Source organism: Stenotrophomonas sp. 278, from assembly GCF_003935715.1.
In the GTDB taxonomy this organism is placed as follows: Bacteria; Pseudomonadota; Gammaproteobacteria; order Xanthomonadales; family Xanthomonadaceae; genus Stenotrophomonas; species Stenotrophomonas maltophilia_AH.
In genome coordinates this window covers 1-16,781 of record NZ_RHPP01000096.1, presented here as the reverse complement: position 1 = coordinate 16,781, position 16,781 = coordinate 1, and the positions used below count along the sequence as shown (strand labels likewise).

Here is a 16,781-nt window from a genome sequence, read left to right as displayed (position 1 = left end):
GCGCATGGGCAGCGTGCTGCCGGCCCCGGCCGGCGACCGTCGCTCGCTGCTGGAGCATGTGCGCGCCAGTGGCGAACATCTGCTGCGGCATGGCAAGAACCCCTTGTTGTACGACGCGGTGCGCCGTGCCTTCCTGGCGCGCCTGCGCCGCCGCGCGCCTACCGCCGCCGCGCTCAGCGGCGACGCCCAGGTGCACGCCATCGCCACGCTGCTGCAGTGGCCCGTTTCCCGCGTACAGACCGCATTGCAGGTGCCGGCGTCCCAGGACACCAAGGCCCTGCGTGAACGCATCCGCCTGCTGATCCAGATGAGAAACCTGCTATGACCGAGCCGAACACTCCGCCGCCGCTGTCCCCGCCTGCGCTGTCCGGCCAGAACCTGGTCGAGCGCGTGGATGCCATCCGTGAAGCCGTGGGCCGCGCCTTCATCGGCCAGGCCGAGGTACTCGACCAGATCCTGATCGCGCTGCTGGCCGGCGGCCATGTGCTGATCGAGGGCGTGCCTGGCCTCGGCAAGACCCTGCTGGTGCGCGCCCTGGCGCAGGCCCTGGAGCTGGATTACGGCCGCGTGCAGTTCACCCCGGACCTGATGCCCAGCGACGTCAGCGGCCATGCGGTGTATGACCCGAAGTCGGAAAGCTTCAAGATCCGCCGCGGTCCGGTGTTCACCAACCTGCTGCTGGCCGACGAGATCAACCGCGCCCCGGCCAAGACCCAGTCGGCGCTGCTGGAAGTGATGCAGGAAGGCCAGGTCACCATCGAAGGCAAGTCGTTCGCGCTGACCCCGCCGTTCCTCGCCCTGGCCACCCAGAACCCGGTCGAGCAGGAAGGTACCTACCCGCTGCCCGAGGCTCAGCTTGACCGTTTCCTGCTGAAGGTGCTGATCGACTACCCGCAGCTGGACGATGAGAAGCGCATGGTGGATGCGATCACCACCGGCCGCAGCGCGTCGGACTTCGATCTGTCGCAGGTGCCGCGCGTGCTCAACGCCGCCGAGGTGGTGGCGCTGCAGCAGGCCACCGCCGCGATCACCGTGGACCCGGAAGTGATCGACTACGCAGTGCGCATTGTCGCCGCCACCCGCCGCTTCCCGGGGATCGCGCTCGGGGCCGGCCCGCGTGGCAGCATCGCCCTGGTGCGTGCAGCGCGAGCACAGGCGGTGCTGTCCGGCCGCGACTTTGTCACCCCCGACGACGTGCGCGAAGTGGCCCGCCCCGCCCTGCGCCACCGCATCGCGCTGGCTCCGGAACTGCAGATTGAAGGCCAGTCGGCCGACGACGCATTGGCCGCCCTGCTGGCCAAGGTCGAAGCGCCGCGCAAATGAGGCCAGCGCCGCTACTGCTGGCGCTGCTGACCGCCTGGGGCCTGTTCGGCCTGGCGGTGGCATTCGGCTGGGTGCCGGTATGGGCCTGGTGGGCCACCGCCGGTGGCATTGCGCTGCTGGCGCTGGTCGATGCACTGCGCCTGCGTGCGCAGCCTTCGCCCACAGTCCAGCGCGAACTGCCTGAAGCACTGGCGCTGAACGTGGAGCGCAAGGTCACCGTGCGCCTGGAATCCAGCCTCCGCCAGCGCGTGGAGCTGTTCGACCTGGTGCCGGGGGAATGGTCGCTGCAGGGCCTGCCGCGCACGCTGGCACTGAAGCCACTGGTGGCCAGCAGTGTGGAGTACCGGTTGACGCCGACCGCACGTGGGCGTTTCAGCTTCGAGGGCGTGCATCTGCGGCTGCACGCGCCGTGGCGGTTGTGGCGGCAGCGCCGCGTGCTGCCGCCGGCACTGACCGTCCGCGTGTATCCCAACTTTGCCCCGCTCACACGGTTTGCCTTGTTCAGTGCCGAACAGGCCTCGCGCCTGGTCGGTGCCCACCTCAAGCGTCGTCGCGGCGAAGGCACCGACTTCCACCAGATGCGCGAGTACCGGCTGGGCGACAGCCTGCGTCAGATCGACTGGAAGGCCACCTCGCGCGCGCGCAAACTGATTTCGCGCGAGTACCAGGACGAGAAGAACCAGCAGCTGGTGCTGATGATCGACACCGGTCGCCGCATGATGGCCAGCGAAGGTGGTCTTTCGCACTTCGACCATGTGCTCAACGCCTCGCTGGTGGTGTCGTACCTGGCATTGCGCCAGGGCGACGGCGTCGGCCTGTTCGCCACCGGCGGTGATACCCGCTGGGTGGCTCCGCAGCGCGGCATGGGCGCGATCGACGCGCTGCTGCGCGCCAGCTACGACCTGCAGGCGCAACCGGTGGCCACCGACTATCTCGCCGCCGCCACCGAACTCAGCCTGCGTCAGCGCCGGCGTTCACTGGTGATGCTGGTCACCAATGTGCGTGACGAGGACATCGAAGACCTGCTGGTCGCGGTGCGTCTGCTGCAGCGCCAGCATCTGGTGTGCGTGGCCAGCCTGCGCGAGCGCGAGCTGGACACCGCGCTGGAAGCCGAGGTGGAGACGCTGCAGGATGCGGCCCAGGCCGGTGCGATCGCGCGTTACCTGCAGCAGCGCAGTGACGCGCATGAAGCGCTGCGCAGCCACAAAGTGATGGTGCTGGACGTGACCGCTGATGCATTGCCCGGTGCGCTGGTGGAGCGGTATCTCGCGGTGAAGCGCGACGGGTTGTTGTAACCACGTACCGACCAACGGTCGGTACCTACCGGATAAACGCGTAGAGCCACGCCCTGCGTGGCTTCGACCCTGCTGGACCGCGCGCAGCCACGCAGGGCGTGGCTCTACGGCATCCGCGGCGGTTGACGATTACACCTTGCTCAAATCCCGCACCGCGCCCTTGTCGGCACTGGTCGCCAGCAACGCATACGCCTTCAACGCCCCGGTCACCTTGCGCGGCCGCTCGGCACGCGGCTTCCAGCCCAACGCATCCTGTTCAACGCGCCGCGCAGCCAACGTCCCCGCATCCACCAGCAGATCGATCCGCCGCGCCGGAATATCAATCCGGATCCGGTCGCCATCGCGCACCAGCCCGATTGCGCCGCCGGCAGCGGCCTCCGGCGAGGCGTGCCCTATCGACAGCCCGGACGTGCCACCCGAGAACCGACCGTCGGTCAGCAACGCGCAGGCTTTGCCCAGCCCCTTCGACTTCAGATAACTGGTCGGATACAGCATTTCCTGCATGCCGGGACCACCGCGCGGCCCTTCGTAGCGGATCACCACCACGTCACCCGCCACCACCTCATCGGCCAGAATGCCCTGCACGGCGGCGTCCTGGCTTTCAAACACGCGCGCATTGCCTTCGAACACATGGATGGACTCGTCCACGCCGGCGGTCTTCACCACGCAGCCATCTTCAGCCAGATTGCCGCGCAGCACCGCCAACCCACCTTCTGCCGAATAAGCATGCGCGACGGCGCGGATGCACCCTTCAGCACGGTCCACGTCCAGCGTCGGCCAGCGCGTGGCCTGGCTGAAGGCGACCTGGGTGGGAATGCCGGCCGGCCCGGCGCGGAAGAACTCCTGCACCTTGGCGTCGTCGCTCACGGCCACGTCCCAGCGCGCAATCGCCTCGGCCAGGGTGCGGCTGTGCACGGTGGGCACCTGTTCGTGCAGCAGCCCGCCGCGCGCCAGTTCGCCCAGGATGCCGTAGACGCCACCGGCGCGGTGCACGTCTTCCATGTGGTACTTCGGCGTGTTCGGAGCCACCTTGCACAGCTGCGGCACGCGGCGCGACAGCGCATCGATGGCGTGCAGGTCGAAATCGACCTCGGCTTCCTGTGCGGCGGCCAGCAGGTGCAGGATGGTGTTGGTGGACCCGCCCATGGCGATATCCAGGGTCATCGCGTTCTCGAACGCGTCGCGGGTAGCAATGCCACGTGGCAATGCGCTCGGGTCTTCGCCGCCATACCAGCGGTGACACAGCTCCACCACCAGCCGCCCTGCGCGGCGGAACAGCTGCTCGCGGTCGGCATGCGTGGCCAGGGTGGAACCATTGCCCGGCAGCGAAAGGCCCAGCGCTTCGGTCAGGCAGTTCATCGAATTGGCGGTGAACATGCCCGAGCACGAGCCGCAGGTCGGACAGGCACTGCGTTCGTATTCAGCCACTTTCTCGTCAGGCGCACTGGCGTCGGCGGCGATCACCATCGCGTCCACCAGGTCCAGCTTGTGCTCGGCCAGTTTGGTTTTGCCGGCTTCCATCGGCCCCCCGGAGACGAACACCACCGGTATGTTCAGGCGCAGCGCGGCCATCAGCATGCCCGGGGTGATCTTGTCGCAGTTGGAAATGCACACCAGCGCGTCGGCGCAGTGTGCGTTGACCATGTACTCCACCGAGTCGGCGATGATCTCGCGGCTGGGCAGCGAATACAGCATGCCGTCATGGCCCATGGCGATGCCGTCATCCACCGCGATGGTGTTGAACTCCTTGGCCACGCCGCCGACCTGCTCGATCTCGCGCGCCACCAGCTGGCCCAGGTCCTTGAGGTGCACGTGGCCGGGCACGAACTGCGTGAACGAGTTGGCGATGGCGATGATCGGCTTGTGGAAGTCGGCGTCGGTCATGCCGGTGGCGCGCCACAGGGCGCGGGCCCCGGCCATGTTGCGGCCGGCGGTGGAGGTGCGGGAGCGGTATTCAGGCATGGGGCTGGCAGCGATCTGGCGGGCCGTACGGCGGGGGTTTTTCCCGATTCTGCCGAAAAAAAAGGGTTGCGTTTGCAACTGCCGGTGCGGCGAATCCTGAAATGCCGTTCACGTTCCCGGCTTTGCCGATTTTGGTTGCAGCCTCCGATCAGGCATCATTGGGGGGTTAACCGAAAAGGGGGGCATGACGCCATGAAACGTTCCAGGACCACCGCGCTGCTGCTGATGAGCGCCGCGCCGCTGCTGTTCACCGCCTGCTCCAAGGACGAAGCCGTGCAGGTGCAGGAAGGGCTGTACACCTCCGTGCAGGCCTGTACCGACGCCACCGGCGACCCGTCGGCGTGCCGCACCGCCTTCGCCGAAGCGCAGAAGCAGTCGGCCGATGCCGCCCCGAAGTACGCCTCGCGTGCCGAATGCGAAGCTGACTACAACGCCGAACAGTGCGTCGAGCAGAAAACCAGCACCGGCCACTCGTTCATCGGGCCGATGATGATGGGCTTCTTCATGTCGCAGATGCTCAGCAACCGCGGTGCTGGCCTGGCACAGGCCCCTGCGGCCAGCCCGGCCTACCAGGACAAGGCCCAGGGCTGGGCGCGTCCGGCTCCCGGTGGTACCGGCGGCATGAACACCGCCAGCGGCATCGGCGCGGGCAAGGCCGGCCTGGCTCCGGTCACCAGCACCCCGAACCGTGCCGTTACCGCCAGCCGTGGTGGGTTTGGCAGCACCAGCAGCAGCCGCAGCAGTTTCGGCGGCTGATCGATGCAGCGCGTGCGTATTGCCGAGCGCAGCCAATGGCGCGCCCGGGCCGAGGAATCGGGTTTCAGGTTCCACACCATCGATGGCCTGCCGTACTGGGATGAAACCGCGTATTACGCCTTCACCCTGCGCCAGATCGAGCAGGACATCGAAGACCCCAGTGCCGAGCTGCATGCGATGGCACTGGACCTGGTTGACGAGGTGGTGCGCAGCGAACAGCTGATGGACCAGCTGGCCATCCCGCCGGCGTTCCGCGACTGGATCGCGGGCAGCTGGCAGCGACGCGAGCCGCACCTCTATGGGCGGCTGGACTTCGCCTATGACGGTTCCGGCCCGGCCAAGCTCTATGAGCTCAATTACGACACACCGACCTCGCTGTTCGAGGCGTCGTTCTTCCAGTGGCAATGGCTGGAAGACCAGCGCAACCAGAACCGCCTGCCGGCGCATGCCGACCAGTTCAATGCCATCCACGAGGCGCTGGTGGAGCGCTTCGGCGAGCTGTCAGCGCAGCTGCCGCCACCGCTGTATTTCAGCGCCGTAGGCAGCTCCGAGGAAGATCAGGGCACCGTCGCCTACCTGCGCGACTGTGCAGCCCAGGCCGGGCTGCGCGGCGAGGCGATTTCGATTGAAGACATCGGCCTGTCTGAAGATGGCCGCTTCACCGCGCTGGATGACACCGTCATCGGCAGTCTGTTCAAGCTATACCCGCTGGAAGACCTGATGAACGAATCGTTCGGGCAGGCGCTGCCGGCCTCGGGCGTGCAGCTGCTGGAACCGGCGTGGAAGGCGGTGCTGAGCAACAAGGGCGTGCTGCCTTTGCTGTGGCAGCGCCATCGCGGTCATCCGAACCTGCTGGAAGCGCACTTCGACGACGGTAGCGCGCTACCCGCGGGCTGGGTCCGCAAGCCGCTGTTCTCGCGCGAGGGGGCCAACATCGCCCTGCATCTGGCCGACGGCAGCTGGCAGGAAAGCGAAGGTCCATACACCGGTCCCGCGATCCGCCAGGCCGCACATCCGCTCACCGCGTTCGACGGTGGCTACCCGCTGATCGGCAGCTGGGTCGTGGGCGACCATGCCTGCGGCATGGGTATCCGCGAAGACAACAGCCGGATCACCCGCGACAGCGCCCGCTTCGTGCCGCACGCGATCATCGACGAAGCGCCTACCCGTATTTTCGTCTGAGATGGCGATACGCCGGAATCGCTCATTGCGTCCGGCCCCGGTGGCCGGACGACACCTGGACGACGGCCACCGGCTGACCCGCTACGCCGACCGCGTGGCGGTGCGCTGCCACCGCTGCGATGCGCCCGGCTGGGTGCTGGCGGACTGGCGTCCGTATCAATGGACGGCGCGTTTTCGCTGCGGAAGTTGTGGTGCTGCTCTCGATAGCGCCGCCGGCGATTGGGTGGGACCGGTGCATTACAGCGGCCGTCGCCCGTGTGGCTACTGTGGTTACCAGTGGGTGTGTGCGTGTGTGCCGGGTAAGCCCGGTCAGCCTGTTCCCACTGTTGTGTCGGGGCTGTGCCCTCACTGCGGGCGAAGCAGCGAGGTCAGCGTCAGTGGCCAACGCGTGCGCGATGGCGAGGCCAACGATCCGCACTTTGGCCTGCCGCTGCTGCTGGTGGAACCTACCCGTGCCGGGGTGCTGTGGGCGTACAACGCAGCGCATCTGGAGGCGCTGCAGGAGTACGTGGTATCGCCACTGCGCGAGCGCGCCGGGGTCAGCAACGGCTCGATGTTTTCGCGGCTACCCGGGTGGATGAAGCTGGGGCGCAACCGCGCGATGATGCGCAAGGCGATTGAGCGCCTGCTGGTGAAGGCCCGTCACGACCAACGGTCGTGACCTACCGGCGACACGGTCGTAGAGCCACGCACTGCGTGGCTGCGCGGTGCCGGATCCACCTGTAGAGCCGCGCCATGCGCGGCTGCGTGTGGTCCAACAGGGTCGAAGCCACGCAGGGCGTGGCTCTACGTCAGCCGATGACGCGCTTGAACGGCGGCAACGCATCGATGATGCGCTTGCCATAGCGCCGGCTCAGCAACCGCGAATCCAGAATGATCACCCGGCCGGTGTCGGTCGAGGTGCGGATCAGGCGGCCGGCGAACTGGGTCAGCGTGCGCAGCGCGTGCGGAATCGCGATCAGGTTGAACGCATTCAAGCCGCGGCTTTCCATCCACTCGCTCAAGGTGGAGGTCTGCGGATCGGTCGGCACCGCGAAGGGCACCTGGGTGATCACCACCGTGGTGCAGGCCTCACCGGGCAGGTCGAGACCTTCGCCGAACGAATTCAGTCCGAACAGCACCGAGCCCTCGCCCGCCGCCGTGCGGCGCAGATGCTCGTCGATCATCTTCTGTTTGGCGGTCTCGCCCTGCACCAGCACCTGTTTGCGCTGCGCCGCCGGCATCAGCTCGGCCACCTTCTCCATCTTCCAGCGCGAGGTGAACAGCACGATGCTGCCCTTGCTCCAGTCCAGCTCGCTGACCAGGTACTTCGCCACTTCCTTGGGGTGGCGCTCGCGGTCATCCGGCGTCACCGGGAATGCGGGGACGATCAGCTCGGCCTGGTTGGGAAGGTCGAACGGCGAGGCCAGCGACACCATCTCGGCCTCCTGCGGAATACCGTTGTCGATCGCCAGGGTCTGGAAGTCGCCGCCGCCGGTCAGCGTGGCCGAGGTCATCACCACGGAATCCACTTCGTCCCACAGCAGCTTGCGCAGCACGTTGGCAGCCGACACCGGCGAGCCGTGCAGGATCAGGTCGCCGTCGCGCGAGAGGGTGATCCAGCGCGCGGTGGGCGGCTGGCCGTCCTTGTCCTCGCGCCGCCAGGTGGTCCACAGGTTGTGTTGCTGCTCCACCATCTCCAGCGCCATGCCCAGGTTGCGCTGCAGGCGCTCCCGCGCGGCATCCTCGGGCTTGCCCTTGGCGACCTGCGCGGTGGCGGCGTGGGCCCAGTTGAACAGCGAGCGGGTGTCGTCGGCCAGCGCCTCGATGTCGGCCATCCAGATGTCCGGCAGGCGACCATTGGGCGCACGCCACATCGGCTCCTGCGCGGTCGGGTCCGGCTGCCAGCTGCGGTTGATGACATCGTGGAACGCACGCAGCTGCTTGCTGACCTTGGCCGCGATCTCGATGGCCTCGTTCGGCAGCAGGTTGCCCAGCTTGTCCTTGTCCACCGCGCGGTAAGCGGCGGCAATGAGCACCTGCAGACGGCCGGTGCGCTTGGCCATTTCATCCAGGGCCAAACTGGCTGCACCCTGGTCGATGGCCACGTTGCCGATGTGGTGGCCTTCGTCCAGCACCAGCAGCATGTCCGAGGGCGGTGCGATCAGCGGCTGGCCGTTGTCACTTTCGCCAATGGACAGCGCCGACAGCAGCAGGGCGTGGTTGGTGACCACGATCTGCGCGTCGCGCACGGTGTTGCGCGCACGCAGCACCGCGCACTGCGAGGAATAGGCGCACTTGCGCCCGGCGCAGCCGGAGGCCGGGGTAGTGATGCGTGAGCGCAATGACGGGCTGATGGTTTCCGGTGCGTTGTCGAGGTCGCCGTTCCAGCGCCCTTCGACGAACTCCTTGCTCAGCTTCTGCGCCAGGTCCATTTCGATGGGAGCCAGCGGGCGATCAAACAGCGGTTGCTCGTCCTCGAACATGCCCTCCTGTGCGCCCTCGCCGTGTGCTTCGGCGGCGTTGCGGGTGCACAGGTAACGGGTGCGTCCCTTGGCCAGCGCCACGGTGGCGTCCAGACCGGTGGCCTTGAGGAAGTTGGGAATGTCGCGTTCCACCAGCTGCGACTGCAGGGCCACGGTGCCGGTGCTGATCACCAGCTTCTTCTTGGTGGCCAGTGCGATCGGCACGCCGGCGGTGAGGTAGCCCAGGCTCTTGCCGACGCCGGTGGGGGCTTCGACCACGCCCACGCCACCGCTGTGCGACAGCGCGCGCGAGACCACGCCGATCATCTGGCTCTGCGAACGCCGGGTGCTGAAGCCGGGGGTGTTGGCCTGCAGCTTGGCGTAGGCGTCACGGATGACGGTCTTGAGTTCGTCGTTCAGCGCGCGCGGGGCTTCAACTTTTTCGGTCACGCCGGCGGGGTCCTGCCATGATTCATGGCCGGCATTTTCTCATGTCCCGACGGCCCGGGGCCGTCGGGATTTGCCGCGATGGTTCAGGTGCGTGACGGAGGCGCGGTCGGCGGCGTGCGGTTGCGCAGCGACCGGGTCATCGCCCAGACCAGCAGCACCACGGCAAGCGCCAGCATCAGACTGAGGCCGAAATTGAGGAAGCCCATGATCAGGCTCATTCCCTGCAGCGAGTTGTACTTGCCCTGGATCACCAGCAGCTGCGGCACGATGTTGGCGACCATGCTGAGCAGGCTGACCAGTCCCAACAGCGCCAGTCCCCACAGCGCGACGGTGCGGATCTGGCTGCGCGGGCTGCCCAGTACCCAGACCACCGACACCGCAATGGCAATGAAAATCGGCAGCTGCATGACCGCCGAGCTCAGCACCGGAATCAGCAGATCGGCAAGGGAGCCGTTCATTCCTCACCCGCCAGCGCGTTCTTTGCCCGCAGCTCGGCATACACCGGGTCGGTGTCCGGGCGCACTTCGTGCCACTGCTGGAAGCTGGAAGCGGCCTGCTCGACCAGCATGCCCAGGCCGTCCACGATGTTGCGGCAGCTGGCCGCGCGCGCCCAGGCCAGGAAGGCCACGGCGGCGTCGCCGTAGTTCAGGTCCACCGCGGTGGTCAGGGTGTTGACCAGCGACAGCGGTAGTTCGAACTTCGCATCGCGGTCGCGGCCGGCCGAGGTGGCGTTGACGATCAGCTCGAAGTCACCCAGGTCACGCAGATCGTCCCAGTAGCGGCTGAGCGCGCGGCCGGGCTCGCCGATGGCGTCGACCAGTTCATCGGCGCGTTCCGGGGTGCGGTTGACCACCACCAGTTCGCGGATGCCCGCATCCAGCAGGGCCGGAGCCACGCTGCGTGCCGAACCACCGGCTCCCAGCAGCAGCACGCGGCGGCCGCGCAGGTCCAGCTCGTGGCGGTCGGTCAGGTCGCGGACCAGGCCGACGCCGTCGGTGGTGTCACCGTGCCAGTAGTCGCCCTTTCGCAGCAGCGTGTTGACCGAACCGGCCAGCTTGGCGCGCGAGGTGAAGGTCTTGCACAGCGCGAACGCGGTTTCCTTCAGCGGCGCGGTCACATTGGCCCCTGCTCCGCCTGTGGCGGCGAAGCTTTCCAGCGCGGCCGCGAAGCCTTCAGGCGAGGATTCGATGGCGGTGTAGTCCAGCTCGATGCCTTCCTGGCGCGCAAAGGCCGCGTGGATGTGCGGCGACAGCGAATGGGCGATGGGCTGACCGAATACGGCGTAACGGGGGCTCATGGGTGTTCTAGACTCCGGAACTGGATTGACCTGTAAACCCGGATGGAAGACGGCATGCGACCTCCCACACTGCGGCTCACGCTGAGCCTGAGTTTACTCTTCGCGCCTGCAGCGATGGCGCTTTCCGAGTTTGGCATCGAGGGCATGGGCGTGGTGTCCACGAAGGCCAACGAGAGCCAGGCCACGATCAGCCCGGACGGCCAGCGCATCGTCTGGGCGAGTGATCGCCCCGGCGGCAGTGGCGGCTGGGACCTGTGGCAGGCACGGCTGGTCGAGGGGCGCTGGCAGGATCCACAGCCGCTGGGCATCAACAGTGCACGCGATGAACGCGATCCGGCCTACAGCCCGGATGGGCGCTGGCTGTACTTCGCCTCCGACCGCAGTGGCGGACGCGGGGGGTTCGACCTGTACCGGGCGGCGGTGGCCGCTGATGGCAGCGTGGGAACGCCTGAGCCGCTGGCGGCGCTCAATACCCGTGATGACGAGCGCAGCCCGGCGTTGCGGCCGGATGGGTTGATGCTGCTGTTCGCGCGCAACGGGAAGCAGGGCCAGGGTGGGTTCGATCTATACCGGGCTGCGGTGCAGGCGGACGGGTTCGGGGCGGCGCAGGCATTGCCGGAACCGTTGAACACGACGGCGGATGAGCTGGGGGCGACATGGTTGGACAACCGTGGCGCGCTGGCATTTACCCGGGCGGCGGAGGGCACGTCGCAGGTGTGGGTGGTGGGCTGCGATTACGCCGAGGCGGCCGTGCCGCTGGCGTTGTCGTTCAACACGGCGGACGGGCAGACCGGTTCACCGGTGGTGGATTGGAACAAGCCAGGGGAGCTGGTGGTGAGCGGGCAGGCGCGGTCGCCGCGTGCGGGTGGGTTGGACCTGTATCGGTTGAAGAAGCCGGTGGTTGATGGGGGGGCGTGCGGGCCGTGATCCCCGCGCTGACGGGCATGGCCCGTCACTACGCATCCTGTAGCGACGGGCCATGCCCGTCGAACGTAACGCCCGATGCCCGTAGCGACGGGCCATGCCCGTCGACCGGGAAACCCTCACCGCCCGCGCAACAACTCCGCACGCTGCTGTTCGTACTGCGCCTCGGTGATCTGGCCCTCGTCCTTGCGGTGATTCAACGCGGCCAGCTCGGCCTGCACCGCCGGGGGCAGGTTGGCCTCACGGGCCAGCGCCGCCGCGGCCGAAGGCTGCTCCGGCGGACGCTTGGCCGCACGCAGCACGCTGCGGATGATCAGGCCGATCACCACCGCGAACACCGTTACCCCGGTGCCCCAGGTCAGCCACTGCACCCATCCCATCGTCTGCTGCATCGTCGTGGTCTCTTCTCAGTCAACGCCTATTGTCAGCGCTCGCGCAGCCAGCGCGCCACCTGCGGCGCGAAATAGGTCAGCACGCCATCGGCTCCGGCCCGCTTGAAGCACATCAGCGACTCCAGCACGCACGCGCGCTCGTCCAGCCAGCCGTTGCCCACCGCCGCCTTCAGCATCGCGTACTCGCCGCTCACCTGGTAGGCGAAGGTCGGCACACCGAACTGCTGCTTCACCCGCCGCACCAGGTCCAGGTACGGCATGCCCGGCTTGACCATCACCATGTCCGCGCCCTCCTCCAGGTCCAGCGCGATCTCACGCATGGCTTCATCGCCATTGGCCGGGTCCATCTGGTAGGTCTTCTTGTCCGCCTTGCCGAGACTGGCCGAGCTGCCCACGGCGTCGCGGAACGGGCCGTAGAACGCCGAAGCGTACTTGGCCGAATAGGCCATGATGCGCACATTGATGTGGCCGCTGACGTCGAGCGCGCGGCGGATCGCACCGATGCGGCCGTCCATCATGTCCGAGGGGGAGACGATGTCCACGCCGGCTTCGGCATGCGAGATCGACTGCTTGATCAGCGCCTGCACGGTGATGTCGTTGAGCACATAGCCCTTGTCATCGATGATGCCGTCCTGGCCGTGGGTGGTGTACGGGTCCAGTGCCACGTCGGTCATCACCCCCAGTTCCGGGAAACGTGACTTCAGCGCACGCACCGCCCGCTGGGCCAGCCCGTTCTCATCCCACGCGGCCGCTGCGTCGAGCGACTTGCCCGCCGGGTCGATCACCGGGAACAGGTCGATCACCGGAATGCCCAGTTCCAACGCCTCTTCGGCCACCTTCAGCAGCTCGTCGATGGACAGGCGCTCCACGCCTGGCATCGATGCCACCGGGGCGCGCCCGGACAGTTCGTGCACGAACACCGGGTAGATCAGGTCGTCGGTGGTCAGCGTGTTCTCGCGCATCAGCCGGCGCGAGAACTCGTCGTGGCGCATGCGGCGGGGGCGGTAATCTGGGTGTGCCATGGGAAACTCCGGAACGGAATACGGGGGTGCGCAGGATTACTGCAGCAGGTAACGGTGCGGCTGCAGCGGCGCGGGCAGCGGTTGCACGCCCAGGCTGTCGAGCAGGTCGATTTCAATGGTGCGAACCATCGCGTCCAGCGGCAGGTCGTTGGGCGCCAGCCCGAACGGCTCTTCCATTTCCTCGCCCAGCTGGTCCAGCCCGAAGAAGGCATACGCCAGCACCGCCGACACCACCGGCGTGGCCCAGCCCAGCGAGCTGGCCAGGCCGAACGGCAGCAGCACGCAGAACATCCACGCGCAGCGATGCAGCAGCAGGGTGTAGGCGAACGGCAGCGGCGTGGTCAGGATCCGTTCGCAGCCGGCCTGGATGCTGGACAGCGCGTGCACGCGGGTTTCGAACTGTGCGAACAGGATCGAATCCAGCTGGCCTGCGCGGAGCGCGGCCGCGGCTTCAGCGGTGATCATCGCCAGCAGCTGGTCGGGCGTGTTCTGGCGCAGCGCCAGGCGCGCATGGTCGTCTTCGTCCACCCACGGCAGCGCCGCCAGGGCGGCGTCACGGCCGCGCAGCTTGGCACCCAGCGCGTGGGCGAAGCCGATGCCCAGTCGCACCATGCGGCGGGCGCGGGCGGGGTCGGTTTCCAGCACGGTGCCGCACAGCCGGGCCAGGCTGCGCGATTCGTAGACCAGCTGGCCCCACAGCTTGCGCCCTTCCCACCAGCGCTCGAAGCAGGCGCTGTTGCGGAAGCTGAGGAAGATGGAAAGCACCAGGCCCAGCAGGGTGAACGGGGCGACCGAGACGCGCTCGATGCCCGGCGGGTGCCACAGCTCGGCAAACGCGGCCACGGCGATGGCCAGGATCAGGATGGCCAGCACCTTGGGCGCGACCGCCGGAACAATGGAGCCGCGCAGGATGTACAGCAGCTGCCAGCCGTGGGGACGGGGGCGAATGATCATGGGCGGCCATTCTACGCCTGTGGCTGCGGCGCTTTGACGCCTGCGACGCAGGGTCGCAGCCGCAGGGGCCGCGCCCGCATGGGTCGTGGCCGGTAGGTCACGACCGTTGGTCGTGACAGGCGATCAAATGACCCCACCCCCCAACGACAACCGCACGATCCCCACCACCACCACCACCGCATTGAGCAGCAGACCGGTCCAGGCCCGGCCGCGCTTGCTTGGATGCGTGAACAGGATGCCCAGTGCACCGATCACCGCGCCCACGGCGGCGAACGGAATCAGGAACCAGTTGCCCCACCCCAGCAGCGGGATCAGCGCCAGGATCATCCACAACACCGCAAACACACCCCACAGCAGACTGATCAGGCCCATGACACGTTCTCTCCAGAATTGCTGCGCGCACCTTAATGCTTCATCCGCCACGCGCGCGTGAGGGGCGGATTCGCCGCTTGGGTTTCACCTGGCCGGTGGTAGGTTGTCGGCAGGACGTTGGCCCTGATTCAGTGGCCAGCGCGGATGATCCAGACGCGGGCCGTACCGGCCCACCAACGGGGGTGAGCCCATGAACTTTCGAACCTTGACCGTGCTGGGCGTGCTGCTGGCCGTGGCCGGTTGCGCCAGCACCTCGCGGGTCATGCTGGGCCAGGCCCGGCCGCCCACCGATCCGGCACTGGTGCAGATCTACTCCACCCCGCCGCCGGGCTCGATGGAAATCGCCCAGCTCGAATCCTCCAGCGCGGTGGGCTTTGGTACCCAGGGCCAGACCGACGCCGCCGTGACCCGACTGAAGAAGGAAGCCGCCGCACTCGGTGCCAATGGCGTGATCCTGATGGGCGTGGGCTCCAGCGGCTCGCCGGTCGGCATGTCGGTCGGTGCCGGCAGCTACGGTTCGCACGTGGGCGGTGGCGTCGGCATCGGCATCCCGACCACGCAGAAGCGCGCGGCCGGGGTGGCGATCTGGGTGCCGAATCCGCCGCCGGCGGATCGGTTGCCCGTACAGACCATTACCCCCGAACGGTGATGGCAAGTCACGACCGTTGGTCGTGACCCACGCGGCGGCTCACCGCCCCTTGTGCTTCGGAATGAACACCTCATTCACCGCCTGCGCCAGCTGGTCCGGCGGCAGCAGCCCCTGATCCAGCAGGAAGTTGTTGAACGCCAGGCGGTCGAACTTCGGCCCCAGCGCCAGCTCGGTCTGCATGCGCAGTTCCATGATGCGGGTGTAGCCGTAGAAGTAGCTGCCGGCCTGGCCCGGCATGCGCACCATGTAGCGGTCCAGTTCCTGGGTCGCCATGGCCTTGGACAGCCCGACCTCGTCAATCAGCAGGCGCTCGGCATTGGCACGGTCGATCAGGCCCAGGTTGAGCATCGGGTCGAGCATCGCGCGCGCCGCGCGCAGCAGGCGGAACTGCAGTGCGATCAGCTGCCCGTCCAGCGGCTCATACGGCACCATCTCCGCTTCGGCATACAGCGCCCAGCCTTCCACGTTGACCGAATTGAACGCGAACATGGTGCGGGCCAGCGAGATGCCACGCTCCACCATCGCGGTGAACTGCAGTTCGTGGCCGGGACGGCCTTCGTGCGCGCTCAGCGTCCATGCCGCCGAACCGAAGTTGAAGTCGTCGTACTGTGCGGCACCGTCGCCGGCGGCCGGGTTGCCCAGCGGCAGCACGAAGGTACCCTGCTGGCCGGTGTTGCCCACCAGCGGAGCCGGCAGGAAGTGCGGGGCCGGCGAGGCAGCGCTTTCCGCTTCCGAACCCAGGCGCATCTGCATCGGGCGCTGCGGCACGTCCACGATCTTCTGGGCGCGGATGATCGGGTCGATCTGGTCGATCACACCGCGGTAGTGGTGTTCCAACTGGTCGTTGGCGATCTTGTCGTTCTTCAGCGCACGGATCACCGCCACCACGTCGGTGGGGTCGGCCACCTTCAGACCCTTGGCCTTCACCACCAGCGGGGCCAGCTGGCGCATCGCCGAGCGGGTCTCCATGAATTCCAGCTGGGCACGCTGCATCAGCAGCTTGGGATCGATGTCGATGCCCACGCGCTTGAGCTGGAAGGCGTACAGCGGTTCCGGCAGCTGCGCGTCGGCGCGCGCCTTCGGCAGCACCTCGGCACGGGTCCAGTCACGGTATTCGCGCAGCTGGGTGGCGATGGTCTTCAGCGCGTCGTCGGCACCGGCGATCTTGTACTTGCCGAACAGCTTCTCGATGCCGGCGATGTAGGTATCCACGTTCTCCAGCGACTGCTCGACTTCGATCTTCGTCGGCTGCAGCAGCCCCTTGTTGGCCAGCGCCTCTTCATAGCGCTGGCGCGACAGCGTGGTCACCGCGGTGCTGCCCGGAGCCAGCCCGGCATAGGCCTTCAGGCGGTCCAGCGCCTTGGCACGGCGCGCTTCCGGCACCTGGTCGGAGAGCAGCAGGTTGATCCCGCTGAAGACCAGCTGCGGGGTGTCGGTCCACGGCAGCAGGTACTTTTCGTTGAGTTCGCTGCCTTCGATGTTCTGGGTGGCCGCAGCGATCATGATCGCCAGGTCCTGGCGCACGTTCGGGTCACGCTCGGTGGCCAGCTTGGACTGCAGTTCGCTGCGCGCCTTGGCCATCGCGGCACGGTACCGTGCGGCGTTGCCCGGGCCGAAGTCGGCCACCTTGTCGTCGTAGCCCGGCACGCCGAAGAAGCCGGTTTCTTCCGGCTGGAACGGGCCCTGTGCGTCCAGCAGGATCTGCGCCAGCTCGTTGCTGCGGGTCACCCACGCCGGGCTGGCCGGTGCCTTGCTGGCG

16 protein-coding genes and 1 pseudogene are annotated in these 16,781 nt (G+C 67.5%); 8 read left to right on the top strand and 9 right to left on the bottom strand.

Features of this window, described 5'->3' with window-relative positions:
* The 3 genes and pseudogenes from EGJ34_RS15095 to EGJ34_RS15085 all read left to right on the top strand — a co-directional run.
* Positions 1-325 (top strand): annotated as a pseudogene (locus tag EGJ34_RS15095) (DUF4350 domain-containing protein); the annotation flags it as partial.
* Positions 322-1,323, top strand: coding sequence for a MoxR family ATPase (locus tag EGJ34_RS15090; protein ID WP_125361282.1), 1,002 nt, complete (start codon positions 322-324; stop codon positions 1,321-1,323). The pseudogene EGJ34_RS15095 and the gene EGJ34_RS15090, both read left to right, overlap by 4 nt.
* Positions 1,320-2,618, top strand: a complete 1,299-nt coding sequence (locus tag EGJ34_RS15085; RefSeq protein ID WP_125361281.1) for a DUF58 domain-containing protein — start codon at positions 1,320-1,322, stop codon at positions 2,616-2,618. Before EGJ34_RS15090 ends, EGJ34_RS15085 begins: the two co-directional genes overlap by 4 nt.
* A gap of 129 nt (positions 2,619-2,747) precedes the next feature.
* On the opposite strand, the gene ilvD is transcribed toward EGJ34_RS15085, so the two are convergent.
* The gene (gene ilvD, locus EGJ34_RS15080) at positions 2,748-4,580 is read right to left on the bottom strand and encodes a dihydroxy-acid dehydratase (protein WP_125361280.1); all 1,833 of its coding nucleotides are present in this window, start codon (positions 4,578-4,580) and stop codon (positions 2,748-2,750) included.
* A 192-nt stretch (positions 4,581-4,772) separates the two neighbouring features.
* Here ilvD and EGJ34_RS15075 point away from each other — a divergent pair, with 192 nt between their 5' ends.
* From EGJ34_RS15075 to EGJ34_RS15065, 3 genes are read left to right on the top strand one after another with little or no spacing between them, the layout of a single operon-like run.
* A complete protein-coding gene (locus tag EGJ34_RS15075; RefSeq protein ID WP_125361279.1) occupies positions 4,773-5,336 on the top strand; it encodes a DUF1190 domain-containing protein in 564 nt (187 codons plus the stop codon).
* A 3-nt stretch (positions 5,337-5,339) separates the two neighbouring features.
* Positions 5,340-6,518 carry a glutathionylspermidine synthase family protein gene (locus tag EGJ34_RS15070; protein ID WP_125361278.1) on the top strand — a complete coding sequence of 393 codons (1,179 nt, stop codon included), beginning with the start codon at positions 5,340-5,342 and terminating at the stop codon, positions 6,516-6,518.
* A 25-nt stretch (positions 6,519-6,543) separates the two neighbouring features.
* Entirely contained in the window at positions 6,544-7,179 is a 636-nt protein-coding gene (locus EGJ34_RS15065) for a hypothetical protein (RefSeq protein WP_312023032.1), read from the top strand.
* Positions 7,180-7,309: 130 nt separating this feature from the next.
* Here the strand turns inward: EGJ34_RS15065 and dinG are convergent, their stop codons facing one another.
* The 3 genes from dinG to aroE form a co-directional block, all read right to left on the bottom strand.
* Entirely contained in the window at positions 7,310-9,412 is a 2,103-nt protein-coding gene (dinG, locus tag EGJ34_RS15060; protein ID WP_125361276.1) for an ATP-dependent DNA helicase DinG, read from the bottom strand.
* Between the two features lie 83 nt (positions 9,413-9,495).
* Complete coding sequence (locus tag EGJ34_RS15055) at positions 9,496-9,870, bottom strand: hypothetical protein (protein ID WP_125361275.1); 375 nt, start codon at positions 9,868-9,870, stop codon at positions 9,496-9,498.
* Positions 9,867-10,709, bottom strand: coding sequence for a shikimate dehydrogenase (aroE, locus tag EGJ34_RS15050; RefSeq protein ID WP_125361274.1), 843 nt, complete (start codon positions 10,707-10,709; stop codon positions 9,867-9,869). Before aroE ends, EGJ34_RS15055 begins: the two co-directional genes overlap by 4 nt.
* A 54-nt stretch (positions 10,710-10,763) precedes the next feature.
* On the opposite strand from aroE, the gene EGJ34_RS15045 reads away from it, so the two are divergent.
* Positions 10,764-11,636: a PD40 domain-containing protein gene (locus EGJ34_RS15045; RefSeq protein WP_125361273.1), complete on the top strand. Its 873-nt coding sequence runs from the start codon at positions 10,764-10,766 to the stop codon at positions 11,634-11,636.
* Positions 11,637-11,752: 116 nt separating this feature from the next.
* Here the strand turns inward: EGJ34_RS15045 and EGJ34_RS15040 are convergent, their stop codons facing one another.
* From EGJ34_RS15040 to EGJ34_RS15025, 4 genes are all read right to left on the bottom strand, one after another.
* Complete coding sequence (locus EGJ34_RS15040; RefSeq protein WP_125361272.1) at positions 11,753-12,025, bottom strand: SHOCT domain-containing protein; 273 nt, start codon at positions 12,023-12,025, stop codon at positions 11,753-11,755.
* Positions 12,026-12,057: 32 nt separating this feature from the next.
* On the bottom strand, positions 12,058-13,047 hold the full coding sequence (gene hemB / locus EGJ34_RS15035) for a porphobilinogen synthase (protein ID WP_125361271.1): 990 nt from the start codon (positions 13,045-13,047) through the stop codon (positions 12,058-12,060).
* A 36-nt stretch (positions 13,048-13,083) separates the two neighbouring features.
* Positions 13,084-14,001: a bestrophin family ion channel gene (locus tag EGJ34_RS15030; protein WP_125361270.1), complete on the bottom strand. Its 918-nt coding sequence runs from the start codon at positions 13,999-14,001 to the stop codon at positions 13,084-13,086.
* 123 nt (positions 14,002-14,124) lie between these two features.
* Complete coding sequence (locus EGJ34_RS15025) at positions 14,125-14,373, bottom strand: hypothetical protein (protein WP_125361269.1); 249 nt, start codon at positions 14,371-14,373, stop codon at positions 14,125-14,127.
* A 190-nt stretch (positions 14,374-14,563) separates the two neighbouring features.
* Here EGJ34_RS15025 and EGJ34_RS15020 point away from each other — a divergent pair, with 190 nt between their 5' ends.
* Positions 14,564-15,022 (top strand): hypothetical protein, encoded by a 459-nt coding sequence (locus tag EGJ34_RS15020; protein ID WP_125361268.1) that lies wholly within the window; start codon positions 14,564-14,566, stop codon positions 15,020-15,022.
* Positions 15,023-15,061: 39 nt separating this feature from the next.
* On the opposite strand, the gene EGJ34_RS15015 is transcribed toward EGJ34_RS15020, so the two are convergent.
* The coding region (locus EGJ34_RS15015; RefSeq protein ID WP_148100508.1) for a DUF885 domain-containing protein at positions 15,062-16,781 on the bottom strand (1,720 nt) is incomplete at its 5' end.